The organism is Clostridium sp. BJN0013, from assembly GCF_040939125.1.
Taxonomy (GTDB): Bacteria; Bacillota; Clostridia; order Clostridiales; family Clostridiaceae; genus Clostridium_B.
The window spans coordinates 1733054-1753364 of record NZ_CP162495.1 but is presented as its reverse complement, the minus strand read 5'-3'; the positions used below and the strand labels follow the sequence as shown (position 1 = coordinate 1753364).

At 30.6% G+C, this 20311-nt stretch carries 19 protein-coding genes and 2 riboswitches; of the genes, 5 read left to right on the top strand and 14 right to left on the bottom strand.

Annotation, left to right across the window (positions count from 1 at the left end):
• Position 1: 1 nt before the first annotated feature.
• The 9 genes from AB3K27_RS09190 to AB3K27_RS09150 form a co-directional block, all read right to left on the bottom strand.
• Positions 2-1393, bottom strand: a complete 1392-nt coding sequence (locus tag AB3K27_RS09190) for an aminotransferase (protein WP_368490889.1) — start codon at positions 1391-1393, stop codon at positions 2-4.
• Positions 1394-1418: 25 nt separating this feature from the next.
• On the bottom strand, positions 1419-1898 hold the full coding sequence (locus AB3K27_RS09185; protein ID WP_368490888.1) for a GNAT family N-acetyltransferase: 480 nt from the start codon (positions 1896-1898) through the stop codon (positions 1419-1421).
• A gap of 292 nt (positions 1899-2190) precedes the next feature.
• Positions 2191-3192, bottom strand: coding sequence for an aliphatic sulfonate ABC transporter substrate-binding protein (locus AB3K27_RS09180; RefSeq protein WP_368490887.1), 1002 nt, complete (start codon positions 3190-3192; stop codon positions 2191-2193).
• Between the two features lie 24 nt (positions 3193-3216).
• Entirely contained in the window at positions 3217-3999 is a 783-nt protein-coding gene (locus AB3K27_RS09175) for an ABC transporter ATP-binding protein (RefSeq protein WP_368490886.1), read from the bottom strand.
• Positions 4000-4034: 35 nt separating this feature from the next.
• Positions 4035-4790 carry an ABC transporter permease gene (locus tag AB3K27_RS09170; protein ID WP_368490885.1) on the bottom strand — a complete coding sequence of 252 codons (756 nt, stop codon included), beginning with the start codon at positions 4788-4790 and terminating at the stop codon, positions 4035-4037.
• Positions 4791-4818: 28 nt separating this feature from the next.
• The gene (locus AB3K27_RS09165) at positions 4819-5727 is read right to left on the bottom strand and encodes a glycyl-radical enzyme activating protein (RefSeq protein WP_368490884.1); all 909 of its coding nucleotides are present in this window, start codon (positions 5725-5727) and stop codon (positions 4819-4821) included.
• Positions 5728-5763: 36 nt separating this feature from the next.
• Entirely contained in the window at positions 5764-8241 is a 2478-nt protein-coding gene (locus tag AB3K27_RS09160; RefSeq protein ID WP_368490883.1) for a pyruvate formate lyase family protein, read from the bottom strand.
• Between the two features lie 339 nt (positions 8242-8580).
• On the bottom strand, positions 8581-9036 hold the full coding sequence (tnpA, locus tag AB3K27_RS09155; protein ID WP_368487531.1) for an IS200/IS605 family transposase: 456 nt from the start codon (positions 9034-9036) through the stop codon (positions 8581-8583).
• Positions 9037-9213: 177 nt separating this feature from the next.
• Positions 9214-9321, bottom strand: a riboswitch (SAM riboswitch).
• A 100-nt stretch (positions 9322-9421) separates the two neighbouring features.
• On the bottom strand, positions 9422-10459 hold the full coding sequence (locus AB3K27_RS09150) for an ROK family transcriptional regulator (RefSeq protein ID WP_368490882.1): 1038 nt from the start codon (positions 10457-10459) through the stop codon (positions 9422-9424).
• Between the two features lie 118 nt (positions 10460-10577).
• Positions 10578-10682, top strand: a riboswitch (SAM riboswitch).
• Positions 10683-10831: 149 nt separating this feature from the next.
• On the opposite strand from AB3K27_RS09150, the gene thiS reads away from it, so the two are divergent.
• From thiS to AB3K27_RS09125, 5 genes are all read left to right on the top strand, one after another.
• Positions 10832-11047, top strand: coding sequence for a sulfur carrier protein ThiS (gene thiS, locus AB3K27_RS09145; RefSeq protein WP_368490881.1), 216 nt, complete (start codon positions 10832-10834; stop codon positions 11045-11047).
• Entirely contained in the window at positions 11037-11867 is an 831-nt protein-coding gene (locus tag AB3K27_RS09140) for a ThiF family adenylyltransferase (RefSeq protein ID WP_368490880.1), read from the top strand. The genes thiS and AB3K27_RS09140 overlap by 11 nt, the downstream gene beginning before the upstream one ends.
• Before the next feature lie 4 nt (positions 11868-11871).
• A complete protein-coding gene (locus AB3K27_RS09135; RefSeq protein WP_368490879.1) occupies positions 11872-12282 on the top strand; it encodes a M67 family metallopeptidase in 411 nt (136 codons plus the stop codon).
• A gap of 42 nt (positions 12283-12324) precedes the next feature.
• A complete protein-coding gene (locus AB3K27_RS09130) occupies positions 12325-14640 on the top strand; it encodes a sulfurtransferase TusA family protein (protein WP_368490878.1) in 2316 nt (771 codons plus the stop codon).
• A 73-nt stretch (positions 14641-14713) separates the two neighbouring features.
• The gene (locus AB3K27_RS09125) at positions 14714-15943 is read left to right on the top strand and encodes an O-acetylhomoserine aminocarboxypropyltransferase/cysteine synthase family protein (RefSeq protein WP_368490877.1); all 1230 of its coding nucleotides are present in this window, start codon (positions 14714-14716) and stop codon (positions 15941-15943) included.
• 274 nt (positions 15944-16217) lie between these two features.
• Here AB3K27_RS09125 and AB3K27_RS09120 read toward each other — a convergent pair whose 3' ends face one another.
• From AB3K27_RS09120 to larC, 5 genes are all read right to left on the bottom strand, one after another.
• Positions 16218-16586, bottom strand: a complete 369-nt coding sequence (locus tag AB3K27_RS09120) for a DUF6483 family protein (RefSeq protein ID WP_368490876.1) — start codon at positions 16584-16586, stop codon at positions 16218-16220.
• An 89-nt stretch (positions 16587-16675) separates the two neighbouring features.
• Positions 16676-17332 (bottom strand): VanZ family protein, encoded by a 657-nt coding sequence (locus AB3K27_RS09115; RefSeq protein ID WP_368490875.1) that lies wholly within the window; start codon positions 17330-17332, stop codon positions 16676-16678.
• Between the two features lie 94 nt (positions 17333-17426).
• Positions 17427-18254: an ATP-dependent sacrificial sulfur transferase LarE gene (gene larE, locus AB3K27_RS09110; protein ID WP_368490874.1), complete on the bottom strand. Its 828-nt coding sequence runs from the start codon at positions 18252-18254 to the stop codon at positions 17427-17429.
• A gap of 29 nt (positions 18255-18283) precedes the next feature.
• Positions 18284-19030: a nickel pincer cofactor biosynthesis protein LarB gene (gene larB / locus AB3K27_RS09105; protein ID WP_368490873.1), complete on the bottom strand. Its 747-nt coding sequence runs from the start codon at positions 19028-19030 to the stop codon at positions 18284-18286.
• Positions 19031-19048: 18 nt separating this feature from the next.
• The gene (gene larC, locus AB3K27_RS09100) at positions 19049-20269 is read right to left on the bottom strand and encodes a nickel pincer cofactor biosynthesis protein LarC (RefSeq protein WP_368490872.1); all 1221 of its coding nucleotides are present in this window, start codon (positions 20267-20269) and stop codon (positions 19049-19051) included.
• Positions 20270-20311 lie beyond the last annotated feature (42 nt).

Here is a 20311-nt window from a genome sequence, read left to right as displayed (position 1 = left end):
TTTACCTCTCTTTTAATTTATCAGATAATTTTTCCAATAAGTTTTTTAAAACTTTTGCTATTATATCCAGTTCACCTTTTTCAATTACAAGCGGCGGAGCAAGTATTAAAACATTACTGTAATTTGGTACGGTGGTACTATTCTTGCCTACAATAACACCCCTCTCCTGTGCTTCTTTAATTAAATTTCCCAAATATTTCTCTTCTAAAGGAACTTTTAATTTTTTATCTTTTACCAATTCTATTCCTACAAACAATCCCTTATATCTTATATCCCCAACTATGGGCAGATTGCTCAATTCCTTCAATTTATCTATAAAATACTCACCTTTTTTTTCAGCTCTTTTTACTAAATTTAATTCATTTATAAGGTTTATATTTTCAATTGCCACTGCACAGGATGCAGGATGTCCGCCAAAAGTATTAACATGCCTCAGTTGTGATGTTTCATCATCGTCACTTGTAAATTTATCAAATATATTCTCTTTAGCAGCAGTTGCAGATAATGGAAGATATCCACTTGTCAATCCTTTTGCAAATGTTATAATATCAGGTTCTATACTCCAGTGTTTGAAACCAAACATTTTCCCTGTACGTCCAAACCCACTTACAACCTCATCAAAAATGAGTAAAACTCCTTTTTGCCTGCATATTTCTGAAATTCTATTCCAATATTCATTTGGAGGTACAATTACCCCTCCACCAGACATTATTGGTTCACCTATAAAAGCAGCTATAGTATCTTCACCTTCATAATTTATAACTTGTAAAAGTTCTTCTGCACATTCTAAATTACAATTCGGATATTTTTTGCCATGTGGACACCTGTAACAATATGGAGGATGTATTTTTATAAACCCTGACAACAGAGGTTCATATTTAAATTTGCGTCCTTCCTGCGCACTGGCACTTAATGTTCCCAATGTATTTCCATGATATGCCCTATATCTTGAAATGACTTTATACCTAAGCTGATTGTTATTTTGAATTTGATATTGACGCGCAATTTTAAATGCCACTTCATTGGCCTCAGATCCACTATTTGAATAGTGCAGTTTAGCTTTATATCCAAGCTCCTTATTAATCTTTCTAGAAAGTTCTATAGCCGGCAGATGACTTGCTGTCAAAGGATAATACGGCAGATTATTCATCTGATTATAAGCGGCTTTACTCAACTTTTCCTGACCATATCCAATATTTACACACCAAAGTCCTGATACCCCATCTATATAGCTTTTACCATCAATATCAAATATTCTAGCTCCTTTTCCATAAGTATATATTTTAGGTATATATTTCTTAGATTTTTTATATTGGGTTAATCCATGCCATAAATAGTTTATGTCATCTTCAACTAATTCACTTTTGTTTTTCCTGTCCCTTTCTTCCTTCATAATTCCACTCTCCTTCTCTCTTTATTTATATTTTCAATTTCATTATATTTACATCCTCAAAACCTGCATCTCTGTATATTCTGATTGCCTCCTTGCTAAATGCCAACAATTGTATTTCATTTGCTCCTTTTGATTTAATCCATTGTATATTTAAATTCAGTAATCTTGATGCCAATCCCCTTTTTCTGAATTCCGGCAATGTATAAACATCAACTATCCATCCATAAAACCCAGGTTTAAATAATAAATATGGAAAATCATTTTTTATCAAAGAACCAGCAACACAAATTGCTTTTCCTTCTGAACTATAAGCAATAAAATGTTGCATTTTATTTTTACTATATTGCTGTATATAAAAGTTTGTAGTTTCTTCTTTAATATTTTCTATGTAAAAATCATCTAAAAATCCAGTTTCCTCAAACAAAAATTTTCTAAATTGAAGTATTAATGATATATCTTTTTTTGATGCCCTTTTTATAACAATGTCATCATGCTCTTTCCACATTTAATTCACTTTCACCATCCAATCTTTAGTTTTATTTTTAATCTCTGCTTTTCAAAACCATTTATCCTATACTTTTTAATATTTGGGTAAAAATTTTACAAAATCATATTTGTATTATCTAAATACTGTACAATAAATTCAATAATAAAAGGTCAAGTTCAATTTTGTTATAAAGAATAAATATTATCTCTTTATAATAAATTCAACTTGACCTCTAGTTTTCCAGTCAGCCAACTAAAATATTAAATTTGCAGTAAAAAACTTCCTATGGAGAAACCAGTCTTAAATCATACTATTTAATTCCTGCTTCTTTTAAATAATCTTTGTTTACAAATTTATCAACATCTACTGAAGTTGTAATTAAATTAGCTCCTTTCATAAACTTCTCCGTCTTTTTAAGTTCTGTAATATCATCAGCTGTTAAATTAGGGTTAAAATCATATTTAGGTAAAACTTTAATAAGCTGATTTTGTGTTAAATTCACCTCACTACTTATAATTTTTGTAGTTTCACTTAAATTTTGTTTTGCAAATTCAGCTCCTTTTTGTATATTCTTCAAAAATATCTTAACTAATTCTGGATTTTGTTTTGCAAACTCATTTCTAACTACATAAATACATATCCCAAGTTTTATTCCCGTACCATCAATCAAAACTTTTCCTGTACCTTTGTCTTCCATTTGCGTTATAGTAGGTTCCCATACTGCACCTGCGTCAATACTCTTGCTTGCAATAGCAGAACTTATATCTCCGTTAGTGTCCATATTTACAAGTTGTACATCATCACTAGTCATATTGTTATTTTTTAAAACAAGGTATAAAAGGTGATGAGCATATGATCCTTTTACTACAGCTACTTTTTTACCCTTCAATTGTTTTGGCGAAGTAATTTTAGAATCTTTAGATACCATTATAGCTAGTGCTTTAGGACCTATAGAACTAGATGCAATAATACTTGTATCCTGTCCCGCAGATTTTCCTATAAAAGCTGGTGAGTCTCCCATCATTCCAATGTCCTGATTTCCAGAAGCTAATGATTCATTTTCTGGTGGACCCGATAAAAATGATGTCCATTTTACTTTGACTCCAACTTTTGCCATATCCTGTTCAATCCATTTCTTTTGTTTAGCTACAAAAACTGGTGCGTAATTCGGTATAGGTTGAGTTGCTATTCTAATTTCTTTAACTTTAACCCCTGAAGAACTATTGTTATTATCATTATTACTACATCCTGAAATCGGAATGATCAATAAAGCCATAATTATTACCATTATCTTATTTCTCATTTTTAACATTTAATTGTCTCCTTTTTATTAATCTTAAATTACATAATTAACTATTTCTTTTTGATCAGAAAAAAATTCTTCATATATTAACTTTCTTATCTCTAAAAAATCATAACTATTTCTATCTCTTGGCCTTTTAACTTTTATCGGTATTACTTTTTTTATTCTTCCTGGCCTCTGCGACATAACTATAACTTTGTCTCCTAAATATACTGCCTCATCAATATCGTGAGTTACAAATATTATTGTAATTTTTTTTGTTTCCCAAATTTTTAAACATTGTTCTTGCATCTGAATTCTAGTAAGTGCATCTAAGGCACCAAATGGTTCATCCATTAAAAGTATTTCAGGATTATTAGCTAATGCTCTCGCTATAGAAACCCTTTGTGACATTCCACCTGAAAGTTGGGATGGATAAGCATCTTCAAATCCTGATAATCCAACCAATTCTAAATGTTGCTTAACTATTTCTTTTTTCTCGCTATAGGATTTATCCCGTAATCCAAAAGATATATTTTCACTTACAGTAAACCAGGGGAAAAGTCTATGTTCCTGAAAAACTATCCCTATTTTTAAACTTGGTTTCAATATTTTTTCCCCATCCATTTCAACAGTTCCTTCATAATCATTGTCAAGTCCAGCAATTATACGAAGAAGTGTACTTTTACCACAACCACTGCTTCCTATTATACTGATAAATTGGCTTTTTTCCACATGTAAATTAATATTTTCAAGTACAGGAACACTTTTTCTATTTATAACAAACTTTTTATTCAAATTTCTAATTAAAATTCTATCTTCTGTTAATTTATCCATATTCATATTTACTCCCTAAATCACAATATTTATAATTACCACTTTACTAAGCTTCTTTGAAGTTTTAAAAGTAAGACATCCATCGTTTTTCCAATAACACCTATTATAAGCATTCCAACAATTACAACATCCGTTTGAGAAAGCTGCCTTGCATCAGAAATCATGTATCCAACACCACTTGTAGATGCTATAAGTTCAGCAGCCACTACACACATCCATGCACCACTTAATCCCAATCGTATTCCCGTCATTATAAATGGTAGAGATGACGGCATTATAACTTTTCTTATAAATTTCCCTTTTGGTATTTCAAGAACATAAGCTACCTCAATTAATTTCTTGTCAACTCGATGTATGCCTTCAACAACATTTGTAAAAATAGGGAAAAACGCACCTAATAAAATTATATATATTTTCGAATTTTCTCCTATTCCAAACCAAAGTATAGCAAGAGGTATCCAAGCAATTGGAGGTATGGGCCTGATAATTTGAATCACAATATTTGTTATCCTATCAAAATGTTTTGACAAACCCACTATTATACCTAAAAATATTCCACTTACAGAAGCTATCAAAAAACCTTCTAATACCCTGAGAATACTCATACCTATATTTTTATATAAAGTTCCTGCTTCTATGAGATTTATAAATGAATGCCATACTTTTCCAGGTCCTAGCAATAATATAGGGTTTACCAAACCAGTTTTAAAAAGTATTTGCCAAACTATTAGCACAGTTACTGGTAAGATTAAATATTCTACAATTTTATAAAAATCTTTTATCTTATGCATCAAACAAGCTCTCCTTATCAATTATTCATCATAATTTGCTTATTTTTTTTAGCTTTTCAAATTTTTGATTATCCAATTTTATATCCCCCATAAAATACTCTTTTCCGATGTATTTGTATTTAGGTTGTCCCAAACGATGATATGGTAATAATTCATATTTTACATTAGATCTATTTTTTAGAAAATCGACTATTTCCTCTATATCTTCAATAGAATCATTAAATTTCGGAATAATTGGCGTTCTAACAATTTTCTTCTTATTAGGAAATTGTATACATAATTTATTGAAATTATCAAGTATTAATTTATTATCTACTCCTGTAAATTTTTTATGTTTTTCTGAATTCATACATTTTATGTCAAATAATATTGTATCTAAGAATTCACATCCTTGTTTTAAAATACTCCACTTAGCATATCCACAAGTTTCCACAGCTGTATCTATTCTTCTTTTCTTAGCCTTTTTTAGCAATTCAATTGTAAAATATGGTTGGTTAAATGGTTCACCTCCACTTATAGTTAATCCTCCGCCAGATCTAGAATAAAATACTACATCTTTCTCTACTATATTTATTATCTCATTTGATGTAATAAGTTTTCCAAACACAAATAAAGCTTTCGATGGACATACATCTTTACAAATAAAACACTCTGTACACAATTTCCTATTTACTATTACTTTATCCTTCGATTTCCTTATCGCCTTATACTTGCACATATCAACACATTTTCCACATTCAGTACAGCCTATACATTTATCTAAATTACATGCTAACTCTGGATTGCTTTTCTGAGATTCCGGATTACTGCACCATCTACACCTAAGAGGACATCCCTTTAAAAAAACCAGCGTCCTAATACCAGGACCGTCATGCACGGAATAATGCTGGATATTAATAACACAGCCCTTATCATTATTTCTATTAGTTTCATTCATTTTAGTCCTCCATAGCTTTATATAAAGTCATTTTAATTATAAATTTTCATGTTCATTCCTTGCTATTATATCATCTTGAAGCTCCTTTGATAGCTCTACAAAATATGCACTATACCCTGCTACTCTCACCAATAAATTACTATACTTTTCAGGATCTTCCTGAGCATTTAAAAGTGTTTGCCTATTTATAATATTAAATTGCAAATGCCACAATTTTAAATCACACCATGTTCTTATAAAGGATATAAGTTTTTTAGTACCTTCTTCTCCTTTAACACAGGAGGGACTTAACTTTATATTCAAAAGTCTTGATGCCCTCTCCTTATAGTTATAATTTTTAGAGCTATAATTTGAAAGAAGTACAGCCGTAGGTCCATTTATATCTGCTCCCTGTGATGCAGAGGAACCATCTGAAAGTGGTGTCCATGCTTTTCTTCCATTTGGAGTCGCACTAACAACTTTTCCAAAAGGTACATGTGATGTAAATGGTACATATCTTAAATCAAGATACACACCTAATTCCTTAGAATACCTCTTTGTAAATTTAAGAGCTTCCCTATCAAGTTCTTTAGCAATGGAGTCTGCATATGGATCGTCATTTCCATAACTTGGTGCATTAATGAGAATCTGTCTTATGGCTTCTTTACTTTCAAAATTCGAAGAAATTGCATCTATAAGATCATCCATAGTTATTCTTTTGTCTTCATAAACAACTTTTTTAATAGCTGCCAAAGAATCAACAACTGTACCATATCCTATAAATTCAAAATACCCAAGATCAATGCCGCCATCTATATGTGGTTCATGGAGATCTTTTAAATTTTTCATACATAGATCATGCAATGCTGAACCAAGAGGTGTTGCAAAATGTTTAGGTCTAAGATTTATTATGGCATATTGTTGTATAAAAGCATGCTTTAAAAAGTTAGTTTGCTGAGCTATATATGCATTCCAAAAATCTTTCCAAGTTTTAAAATCTCTCGGATCTCCAGTCTCAAGTCCTATAACTTCATCGCCATAAAGCTTCATCCTACCATTATAAAGAACCATTTCAACTGCTGCTGCAAAATTTATATATGCACAAGGGCTTGTATAAGTATCCCTGTTTGGCATTCTGCATTCTGTACAACCCGAAACTGCATAATCATAAGCTTCTTCAAAATTAGCCCCTTTAGATATAAGCAATGGAATTACTTCCTCATCATTGATCAATTTAGGAAATCCAGCTCCTTCTTTTATAGTTTCCGAAACTTCATATAAATAACGTTCTGGTGAACTTGAATGAATTCTTGCAGCAAGATCAGGATAATTTAATGGAAATTCTCTTTTTGATTCTAAGAATAGGTATGTCAATTCATTTGTGGCATCCATGCCCTCTTTTGTCTGTCCACCTATAGTTACTGCTTCCCAATGTGCATACCCTTCATTAAATGCTCCGCCTGTTGGTGATATATAAAGATCTATAAACTGTGCCATTGCAACCCATACACATTCAAGTAACTCTCTTGCCCCTTCATCCGCTATATTTCCTTTTTCTATATCTTTTTTATAATATGGGTAAAGATATTGATCCATTCTTCCATTAGAAATTACAGTTCCCGTTTTCTGTTCGATTCTAGAAAACATCTGAGTAAACCATTGTGATTGTACAGCCTCATAAAAATTACGGGAAGGATTTTCAGGTACCCATGCACATATTTCTGCTATCTTTAATAATTCACGCTTTCTCACAGGATTTTTTTCGTCTAATGCTTTTTCTGCAGCAAGTTTAGAATATCTTCTCGCCCAAATTATAATTGCCTCACTCACGTTTATTACAGCTTCAAGAAAAGGTTTCTTTTCTGTATTATCAACAGGACTTAATGGATCAAGTTCTTTCAATTTTTCTTCCGCACTTTCCTTTATACCTTTAAATCCTATTTTTAATACTTTTTCGTAATCATGTACCCACTGTATTGAAGATCTAAAAGATGCCGTCTCATTAACTATAAATCTGGATTTCAATGTATCTTTAGGATCATAAGTTAGTTTTAATGTTTCTTCAGGAAGAGTTTTCGCTAAATCTTCATGAAAAGTTTTTCCTTTCCAATAAGGTGCAATATCTTCTATTACAACTTCAGTATCTTCTTTAGAAATATTAAAAGGCGACTGTACTCTATTAGGTAATTCCCTTATTGCAAGATCTAAAAAATCTCCGTCAAGTTCTGGATATAAAAGCCCATATCTTCCTTGATACCCTGCTCTACCAACAATAAGCTGAGCATTGTCAATATATACAGTTATATTTTCTGCAATGTGTTTCAATGCTTTTGACCATCTTAAAATAAGCGGTTGACCTTCCGTCTGTTTAAATGACTCGGTAAAATATTTTGCTCTTTCAATATCAATACGAGGTTTACTTCTTTCAAATCCTTTTAAAATCTTAAATACCCTCTTATCGGCATACTTATTAACTTTTCCCTTTGCTTCATCTTGTATTTTTTCTTCTTGAGGTGATAAAATTACATTTGGCATATTATTATCTCCTTTCCACCCAATTCATATCATATTTAAAGTATAAAATCTGTTTAACTGTTCCTAAGTCAATTTTCATTATTTACTTTACTGTATTCATATCTTTCATAATTAAAACTTATTTTCAAATTGGAAATAAGTTTATAAAATTAGAGATCAAATTTAACTTATTACAAGCATACAAACACTTACAATAAATTAAATTTGATCTCTAGTTTTCTAGTCAGTCCAAATAAATATCCACCAGCTTAGCTGGTGGTTTTTCCTAAGCCCTATAAGGGCACATTACCAGCATTATGCCTCAAGGCATCTTAAAGATCTCGCCAGCCGCAATTTATGTTACTTGCTACCCTTAAAAGGGTCCATGTATTCCTTCATACTTACTTGGTCGGCGATCATATCTTCTTTCTGTTGATTTCTTATATATTCTTCTATTGCTTTTTTATTTTTTCCAACTGTGTCTACATAGAATCCTCTGCACCAAAAGTGCCTATTTCCATATTTATATTTTAAATTTGAAAATCTCTCAAATATCATTAGACTACTTTTTCCCTTCAAGAATCCCATAAAACTTGAAACACTTGTCTTTGGTGGTATCGATAAAAGCATATGTATATGATCTTCACATGCATTCGCCTCTATTATTTCTACACCTTTCCATTCACAAAGTTTCCTTAATATTTTTCCTATCTCTTTTCTTTTTTCTCCATATATTTCTTTTCTTCTATATTTGGGTGAAAATACTACATGATATTTACATCTCCATTTAGTATGTGATAAACTATTACTGTCCATTTAGGGCAAACCTCCTTTGATTATAGATTTGGTTGACGAGACCTCTTCTATTTTATCAAAGTGAGGTTTTTTGTTCACCGCTTAAGCTATTCTGAACACACCTGCATAGCAGGTGGTTTTCATATAGACAAAAAAAAACTTCCTGTGGAGAAACCACAGGAGGTTGTATCCTCTTGTCTCTCATCTTTCAGGATATACCTGCTGGAATTAGCACCATTGAATGAAAAAAATCATTTAGGTTGCCGGGCATCACAGGGCCAGTCCCTCCACCTCTCTTGATAAGAAGTTATTTAATTCATTTTTAATTTACGTACATAATATAACTTTTAAAATGCTTTGTCAACATAAAATTTTTATTTATTACTAATTTATCTCTTTATTTTCATTATATTTTACTGTCAATACATCTTTCCAAAAGTAAAGCCGCAGCCCCTATTGAAATTGCATCCTCTTTAAAATATCCATCTCTTTTGAAAATAACCTTTTCAGGAACATATCTTACACATGTTTCATAAAACAGATCCGAATTAATTAAAGGTCCACTTAATATAACACAATTCAAATCCAATAAATCACTATAAAATTCTATACTTTTCCCCAATTTAGAGGCAACATCAAAAATTATCTTTTCAGACAGTTCATTGTTTTTTTGAACTGAAAGGCATACCTTATCAAAATCAACATCTTGATTTGTATTGATAACCATATGCTCAAAAGCATATTCATTATCATCTGCTGTTTTTATAATTCTATCTTGTAAAATTGTCCCTTCTCTTATTCTCAATCCACAATTAAAATAAGCTAGATTTTTAAATTGTTTTCCACTGCCATATAAATACTCTGCAATAACAGCTGAATTTGCACCATTTTCACTAACTACATTACATTCCAATTTTTTTTCAAGTATTTCGTCTATATTCACATCATTCCAGATATCTGTTTCAATTCCAAGTCCTACTCCAATAAGATCAATAAACTCTAAATTTAACTCTACGTAAGCATCACTTATAATTCTCACAATTTTTTCTACAACTTCATTATATGAATCGGAAGAATTAACATAAAAACTCTTCTTATAAAAAATCTCCATTCTTAAATTTACTATGGAAACTTGTGCATGAGTTTTAGATATATCTATCCCTACAATATAAAATCTACATAAGTTTATATCATATAGAATAGGTTTTCTACCTCCTGTAGATTCTCCTATACATTTCTGTACTATAATACGTTTTTCTTCAAGAGGACCCATAATACGATTTAATGAAGTCAACTTCATTCCTGTTTTAAGCAGGATTTCATTCTTAGTCATGGCTCCATCTTTCTGAATTAAATTAAATATGTTTTTTTCATCCGGGTTTAAATCTTTAAATAATTTATAATTGTCCACCATAATTATCATACCTTTAAAAATCAAATACAAAAAACTTACCCCTATAATAAACTGAAACCTGGAGCTATGTCAATAGCATAACAGTGAAAAATATATTATTGACAGGATTAATTTAAGTATGTTAGTATTTAAATAATTAAATATTAAATTCTTATCAAGAGAGGTAGAGGGACTGGCCCTGTGATACCCGGCAACCTGATTGTTTTCATTGGTGCTAATTCCAGCAGGCATGTATTTGCTTGACAGATGAGAAACTTGAATGAAAGACTTTCTTGTAACTCATAGCAAGAAGGTTTTTATTTTAGTTATAAATTTATGTTTTCTTTTTACCAAAACGGTTAAAACATTAAATGGTGTAAATTTTCTTATGCTATTTAATATCAAAATAACAAGGAGGACGTCATGAACATAAAAATAAATGGAGATCCTAAAGAAATAAATAATGGATTAACAGTAACAGAACTTTTAAAAATTGGAAATGTGGAAATGCCAGATATGGTTTCTGTGCAATTAAATGATGAATTTGTAGACAGAGCTAACTTTTCAACTACTGTACTAAAAGAAAATGACAAAATAGATTTCTTATATTTTATGGGTGGTGGAACTTTTGGATTATAGTGAAGAACAAATAGAAAGATATTCAAGGCATATAATACTATCAGAAGTTGGAGTAGAAGGACAGGAAAAACTTCTTAATTCCAAAATACTCATAATTGGAACTGGAGGCCTTGGAGCACCTGCGGCTATGTATCTTGCAGCTGCAGGAATAGGAACCCTTGGTCTTGTAGATGGAGACAATGTGGACCTTTCCAATCTTCAAAGACAGATAATACATGAAACTGAAGATGTAGGAAAACCTAAAGTTCAGTCTGGAAAGGAAACTGTAAACCGTTTAAATCCTGATGTAAATGTAATTACCTATAATGAATTGGTAGATTCTCGTAATATTTTAGACATTATAAAAGATCAAAACTACGATTTTATTATAGATGGTACCGACAATTTTCCAGCTAAATTTTTAATAAACGATGCTTGTGTACTTTCTGAGAAACCTTTTTCCCATGCGGGAATAATAAGATTTAATGGTCAACTCACCACTTATATACCTAATAACGGTACACCTTGTTATAGATGTATCTTTCAATCACCGCCCCCTGATGGAGTAGTGCCTACCTGCAGAGAAGCAGGAGTACTTGGTGTTATGGGAGGGGTAATAGGTACTCTTCAGGCAACAGAAGCAATTAAATATTTACTTAATCTTGAAAATAATTTAGCTGGATATCTTTTAACTTACAATGCACTTACTATGGAATTTAGGAAAATAAAATTAGGTAAAAATGAAAACTGTGGAGTATGCGGACAACATCCTACCATAAAAAATCTTATAGATTATGAACAAGCAGCCTGCGACTTAAAAACTGGACAATTAAAAGGGTGATTATATGATTTATATAGATAAATTAGAATATGAAAAGATTGTAGAACAAGCGAAAAATGAATTTCCTCATGAATGCTGCGGATACTTGTCAGGAAGTACATCTGGAGAGGATATATCTATAAAAAAAATATTTGCTTTAACAAATACAGATAAAAGCAGTGAACATTTTTCCATGGATCCCAAAGAACAGTTTAATGCTTTAAAATGTATAAGAAATGCAGGACTTAAGATTATCGGGAATTACCATTCACATCCTTATTCCCCCTCAAGGCCTTCTGAAGAAGATAAAAGACTTGCTTTCGATACTAAAATATTATACGGAATTTTATCACTTGAAAAACCTGAGTATGTATTTAATCTATTTAAAATAGATAAGGACAAAAATGTGGAAAAACTGAACTATACTATAAAATAGTTCCACATTTTTAAAAAGTAAATTAGTGGGAGTGATATTTATATGATAGCTATAAATGAAGATAACTACAAATCTATAGAAGACATTAAAGATAAATCAGAACAATATAAACTAGGTACAATAGACCCTTTAAGATTCAAGGCTTTTAGAGTTTCTATGGGAGTATATGAACAAAGAGAAAAGGAAACTTATATGGTAAGGACCAGAGTACCCGGTGGTGTTATAAACTTAGAACAATTTAAATGCATAAGTGAACTTGGTGCAAAATATTCTCATGGCAAAATCAGATTTACCTCAAGACAGGATATTCAATTTCAAAGTGTTAATTTAGAAGATGTATACCCTATAATGAAATCTCTCATAGCAGTAGGAATTATTACAAAAGGTACTGGAGGAAATACTGTAAGAAATATAGAATGTTCTCCCCTGTCTGGAGTTTCCCTGGATGATGTATTTGATGTAACTCCTTATGTAAAAGCTGCTACTAATTATTTAATAAAGGATCCAACTACAATGAATCTTCCTAGAAAATACAAAATAGCTTTCTCAAATAGTAATGAAGACACCGCAAATGCTACAGTATCGGATCTTGGATTTATAGCTAAAATATCGAATAATAAAAAGGGATTTGAATTGTATGGGGGCGGTGGATTTGGAGGAAGCCCTTCAATATCCTTAAAATTAAGGGATTTTATAGAGACAAAGGATATTCTCTACTATATACAGGCCATGAAAAATCTCTTTGAAAAGGAAGGAGACAGAACCAATAAAAACAAAGCTAGAATAAGATTTATAGTCAAAAGACTTGGACATGAAAAATTTATCCAATTATTTAACGAAGAAGTGGACAAATTAAGGTCATCTGTAAATCTAGATGTAGATGTAGACGAAAATGAGTTTATATTAAACACCTCAGCAGATATAGTAAAAAAAGCAGCTGTATCTGAAGAATTAAAAAATATATTATTTCCTCAAAAACAGTCAGGATATTATTCTGTTTATATACATCCACAAAGTGGTCATTTAAGTACAGATAATTTAGATGCTATACTTGACTTTGTTAAAAACTTAAATTACGAACCCTCAATCAGGGTTACAAATACTCAGGGATTTTTTATAAGAGATCTTAAAAAAAATGATGCTGAAAAATTAATCGATATAATTAAAGATTTTACTTCTATTTACAACATAGATAATTCCCTCACCTGTGTTGGAGCTTCCACCTGTCAGTTAGGACTTTGTCTTTCACAAAATCTCTTAACTGCCATAAAAGAAGAGTTTAAAAATACTTCTCCAGAAATAAAATCCTCTCTTCCAAGATTATATATATCAGGATGCCCTAACTCTTGTGCTCAACATGAAAAAGGACAGATAGGACTTCATGGAAGAGCTAGAAGAACCGAAGAAGGACTTATACCTATGTATTCTGTTTCTCTAGGAGGAAAAGTTGGTTCAGGATGTGCCAGGATGGGAGATGCCTTTGGAGATATTCCAGCTAAAAAAGTTCCTGAATTTCTCCATGAGCTATCAAAATTAAAAGTTGATTCAAATTATGATGACTTCTATGAATTTTTAGCTGATAAATCTTCTGATATAAAAGAATTAATAGAAAAATATAGCCACATAGAAAAATTTACCAGTAAATCGGATATTTTCTTTGATTTTGGAGCCTGTGAAAAATTCTCCTTGAAAAACAGAGGTCCTGGAGAATGCAGCAGCGGAGTAATGGATGTAATTAAACTTGATTTATCAAATGCCAAATCTTTCCTTGCTAAATATAAGGAATCTGAAAACCAACAGGATTTATATTCCTCTGCTGTATCTTCTACAAGAACCCTTCTGGTACTTAGAGGAATAGATACAAATAAACCCAGAGAAATATTCAAAGAATTTGAAAAAGCCTTTATAGATACAAGTTATGTTAAATCTTCAATAAAAGAACTATTTGAAAATCTTATAGATTACAAACTTGGAGATTTAGAAAATATATCTGATAAATTTTCTGAAATAGAATATTTATATAAAAAAGTTGAGGCTATGTATGAATCCTTAAATGGAAAGCTTGAGATAACCCTTCCTAAGGAGGAGCAAAAAAATGCACCCTCTGAAGATGGAAAACAACTTAAAGAAAAAAAGGATTATGAAATCATCGACTTTAGAGGAGTAAAATGTCCTATGAATTTTGTAAAAGCTAAAATTGAGTTATCCAAAATTAAACCAGGACAAAAAAGAGGCTTTTATATAGACGATGGTGATCCAATAAAAAATGTACCGGAGAGCATAAAAAAAGAAGGACATAAAATAGTTTCTATAGATAGAAATTATAAAGGCTATAATCTTTTAGTTGTAGAAAAATAATATCAAATTCACAATCAGTCAACTGACATAATTATATTTGATTATGTCAGTTGTAATAAATTGAGGTGAAACTATGAAATTTAATACTAAACTTATACATGGAAATTTAAAAACAGATGCAACAGGTGCTACCAATGTTCCTTTATATCTATCAAACGCCTATGCCCATACTAGCGCGGAAAAGCTAGAGAATATATTTGAAGGCAGGGAAATGGGATATTCCTATACAAGAATATCAAATCCCACAGTTACTTCTTTTGAAAGAAGAATTGCCACTATAGAAAATGGTTTAATAGCCACCTCTGCTGCCTCTGGTATGAGTGCTATCTATATTTCAATAATGAACATAGTAGAACCTGGAGATGAAATAATTGCTTCCAGTGGTTTATACGGCGGTACCTATACATTAATACGAAACTTAAAATTATTAGGGATAAAAGTAAGATTTTTAGAAAATATAAATCAATCAACTTTGGAAGAATCCATAAATAAAAATACTAAGTTAGTTTTTGCTGAAACTATAGGAAATCCTAAATTAGATGTTTTGGATATAGAACCTGTATCTAAAATTTGCAAAGAAAATAATATAATTTTAATGCTAGATTCTACAATAACTACTCCCTACCTTATAAAACCTCTAGAATATGGAGTAGATATTGTAATTCACTCTACATCAAAATATATAAATGGTACTTCTAATTCTATAGGAGGTATTATAGTAGATGGCGGCAGTGACAAATATATAAATTCAAAATATGAAAATTTTAGACCCTATACTAAAAAATATGGGAAAATGGCTTTTACGGCTAAGCTAAAAGATACCATAGAAAGGGATATAGGTCCTGCCCTCTCCCCTTTTAATGCTTTTTTTAATCTTACAGGAATAGAAACTCTTTCTCTCAGAATGAAGGAACACTGCAAAAATGCTTTAATTGTAGCTAAATATTTAATGAAAAATGATAACATAACTGATGTAAATTATCCGGGCCTTGAAACTTCAAAATACTATAATTTAGCAAAAAAATATTATCCAAATGGGAGTGGAGGTATTTTGACTTTCAGGCTTGGAAGCAAGGAAAAAGCCTTTAAATTTGTAGATAATTTAAATCTTATTTTGAACCTCACAAATATAGGTGATACTAAATCCATAATAATTCACCCTTCTTCCACCATATGTGCTAATAATACCGATGAAGAGAAACAACAGATGGGAGTTTATGAGGATTTGCTCCGTTTATCTGTGGGAATAGAAGATATTGAAGATATAATTGAAGACATTGAAAATGCTTTAAAATATATTTAATCTTCATTTGCAAATATTCCATTTTACGTATAATATAACATTTTATATAATTCAATTATTTATTATAGGCTTCTGTAATTTATAATTTAAATAAATATAAAAAATTCTAAATTAAAGAATGCAGACTTAGAGTATTTTAAAACATAATATTTATGCATAAATATATTAATGTTTGGTGCATGAATATTATGTTTTAAATTTTATAAGGGCTGACAGCAGTTTTTGATTCTTTAAATAATTATGAATAATAATTAATTATATACAAATGCTACTCTTATATTTGTCCATATAATTTTCTCACAGTTTTTAATCCTTCTATTATTCTTTGCCTTGAAAAATTACACTTACTAAGTTTATTTTCATCCCATTTATTGATTTCCTCATAAAAGAATAACGCTATTTCACAGCTTCGTTTTGATTTACATGATTTTATTGCTTCAATTATCTTATTCTCAGCTTCATTAATTTTACCATCATGTATATCTTTCCTAATCATGATTTCTAATAATCCATCTTCTGAAATAACTACATTATTATTGTCTAATTTAATATTGTTTTTTACAGCATCTCGTCCTGCAGCAATAGCAACTAACATTTGTCCAATTGACGTTATCAATCTTTTTATATAATCTTCCTCATACACTTACAAATTACACCACCTTCTAAATTTGCTGTTATACATTGATATATTAGAATGTTGAAAAATAAAAAATATGTTATTATATTCACAGGTTAGAATAAAAGTGGATTATAAAGTAAAAATACACCTGTAAATGAAAGAATAAGATAAAAGCAAGCTTCGTGGCGAGCCAAAAAAGACAGTTTTGTTATATTTAAGCTATCAATTGGTTTTTCATTTTTATTTTTAAATAGTTTTTCAAACAAATAGAAAAGTAACCAGCCACAAAATGCTCCAATGGTATTCATTATTAGATCACCCATATCAGTAGCTCTCATATTGAGAAGTTGACTTAATTCAATTGCCAATGAAAATAATAATCCTGTACATACCACTTTCCAGGATGATTTAAATTGTCTCCAGATAAACGGTAAAAGAAAACCAAGAGGCATGAACATTATGATGTTTGCTACATGTGTTATAATTCCTCCAGAAGTAGAATTAAAGGGTACTAAATTAAATCTAGTTAATACGGTAATTGTTTCATGTACTCTAATATATCTTGTAAACTCACAAATATTTCCAGTACCTGTGCAAATAAATACAAGCATTAAGTATATGTAAAAAATATAAATCCATACAAAATGCTTCAAATTATACTTATGTCCATTTTTATGTTCTTTTTTAACCATAATTATTTGAAATATAATACAAAAAAATATTAGGCATAGATAATCATAAACTAACATCTTGATAGCTGTAATAAACATAAGAATTTCATCTCCTATCGTTATAATTTTTTAGTCTTATACTATATATAACGATTTTGAAACATAAAATACTTCACAACAATTTACAGTTCCGTCACTCCATTGATTTATCTTCTTTTGTTAAAACCTCATTCATGCTTCCAGTTCTATAACCTAATATATCTAAAGTAACATATGTAAATCCTATATCCTTGAATTTATTACCTACTTTATCCATAAATTCAATACTAAAAAATTTTTCTCTTTCTTCAGGTGAAACCTCAATTCTAGCTATTTGTTCATGATATCTTACTCTAACTTGTCTTATTCCCATATCAATGAGAAATTGTTCAGCTTCTTCTACCATCTTTAGTTTAGATAAGGTTATCTTATTTCCATAAGGAAATCTAGAGGATAGACATGCAAAAGATGGCTTATCCCAAGTTGGAAGTCCAAATTTTTTTGACAATTGTCTAATATCATCTTTAGTTAAACCTGCTTGTTTAAGTGGACTTATCACTTCTAGTTCTGTTGCTGCTTGCATTCCTGGTCTAAAATCGTTCATATCATCCAAATTAGAACCATCGAAAATATATTCTACTCCATTAGCCAAAGCAACTTCTTTTATTATTGTAAAAAGTTCTTTTTTACAATAATAACATCTATTTATGGAGTTGTTTGCAAAGCCCTCAATTTCAAGTTCTTCAGAAGAAATTATAACATGCTTCACTCCTATATCTTTGGCATAATTAATTGCCTCTTTCAATTCTCTTTCAGGATAAGTGGATGAGGTTGCTGTCACTGCTACCAATTTAGCTCCTAATACCTCATGTGCTATTTTTACAAGAAATGTGCTGTCTACTCCACCTGAAAATGCTACAGCTGCACTACCTTTTTCTTTAATTATATCTTTAAGTAATTGTAATTTTTCATTAAGTACCATATAAATGGGCCTCCCCTAACTACTTTAACTTATAGCTTATTAATAATGCTGGCATTATATGCTGCACCGAATCCATTATCTATATTTACTACACTAACGCCGCTTGCGCAACTATTTAGCATAGATAAAAGTGCTGAAAGACCTCCAAAGTTTGCTCCATAACCAACACTTGTAGGAACTGCTATAATTGGTTTATCTACGAGGCCTCCCACAACACTTGCAAGTGCCCCTTCCATTCCGGCAATAACTATAATAACCTTTGCTCCTCTTATAATATCTAATTTTGCAAATACTCTGTGGATACCAGCAACTCCTACATCTGTAATCTTTTCTATTCTATTTCCAAATATCATTGCTGTTTCTGCTGCTTCTTCTACTACTGGCAAATCAGATGTTCCTGCTGAAACTATGGCAATATAGCTATTTGTCAGACTTTCTTCTTTTTTTCTAATAGTAATTGTTCTACCAAGATGATTATATTTGGCATCTGGACATATTTCCTTTACTGAATTATAAATCTCCTCATTAGCTCGAGTGGCTAATATATTATTGTCTTTTGTAATCATAAATTGAATGATATTTTTTACTTGTTCTACTGTTTTTCCTGCACAATATATTACTTCAGGGTATCCCATTCTTATTTCTCTATGATTGTCAATTTTAGCAAAATCCAAATCCTTAAAAGGCAAATCTTCAAATTTTTTTACAGCTTCTTCTATTTCAATTTCATTAGTTTTTACAGATTCAAGTAATTTTCTTATATCATCCTTATTCATTGTATTCCTCCTAGTACCTTATGAATATATATCATTCTCTTCTATTACTTTCTGAACTTCCCTATAAACTTTTCTGATAGGTATATTGTTTTGTTCCGCTATGGCTTTACAATCTTCATATTCTGCTTTATACTTAATTAACTCACCTTGATAATATGAGTTTTTTACATTTATATATCCATATTGAGTTTTGACTTTTAAAAAGTCTCTATGAAGCATTATTTTTTCAGCTTCAAATTTTCTAATGCCAATGGAAGTAGTTTCTTTAAAAATTACCTCCATTACACCTTTTTCATTTTTTTCATCCACCAGTATGCTTAGCTTTATGGCAGGCCTTCCTTTTTTCATAATAATAGGGGTTTTAAACACATCTAAGGCTCCTCTGTCAAAAAGCCTTTCTTCAACATAACTGTAGAATTCTGGATTCATATCATCTATATTGGTTTCCAATACATATTGTTTTTCTATTTCCTCATGTTTTTTTTCTTTACCTAAATAGACTCTTAGCACATTAGGAATTTCTAAATCTCTATTTCCTATTCCATATCCTATTTTTTCTACTAAGAATTCTATTTTATCGGAAAACTCTGTAACATTCTCTGCTAAAATTGCCGCTCCTGTAGGGGTAGTAGTCTCAAAGGATACTATGCCAGACTTAATTGGTATATTTTTTAATATATTAACAGTTGCTGGTGCAGGAACAGGTATAAGACCATGGGCACACCTTACAAATCCGCCTCCCACTTGGACAGGTGAAGCCATAATCTTATCAACATCCAAATAATCTAATGCTACTGCCGCTCCTACGATATCTATAATAGAATCTACAGCACCAACTTCATGAAAATGAACTTCATATATAGATGTTCCATGTACTTCAGCCTCTGCCTGTGCTATTCTCATGAATATATCTAGACTTAACTTTTTAACTTGTTTACTTAAATCACTTGTACTTATTATATTTTTAATGTCTTTCAAATTTCTATGGTGACTATGTTCATCATGGTAATGATAATTCTCATGCTTATGGCTGTGTTGTTCTTTTAGAATTACATCAACCTTAGTTCCTGTTATACCCTTTTTAATATTTTTTTTAATTACTATTTCATATTCAGAATCCAAATTGAGTTTTGAAAGTTCTTTTATTAAATATTCTTTGTCTACACCTAAATCAATTAATGCTCCTAAATTCATATCTCCGCTTATTCCGCAGAAACAATCATAATATAATACTTTCATTTCTATACTCTCCAATGCATTTTTTATCAAGTGATTTTTAGG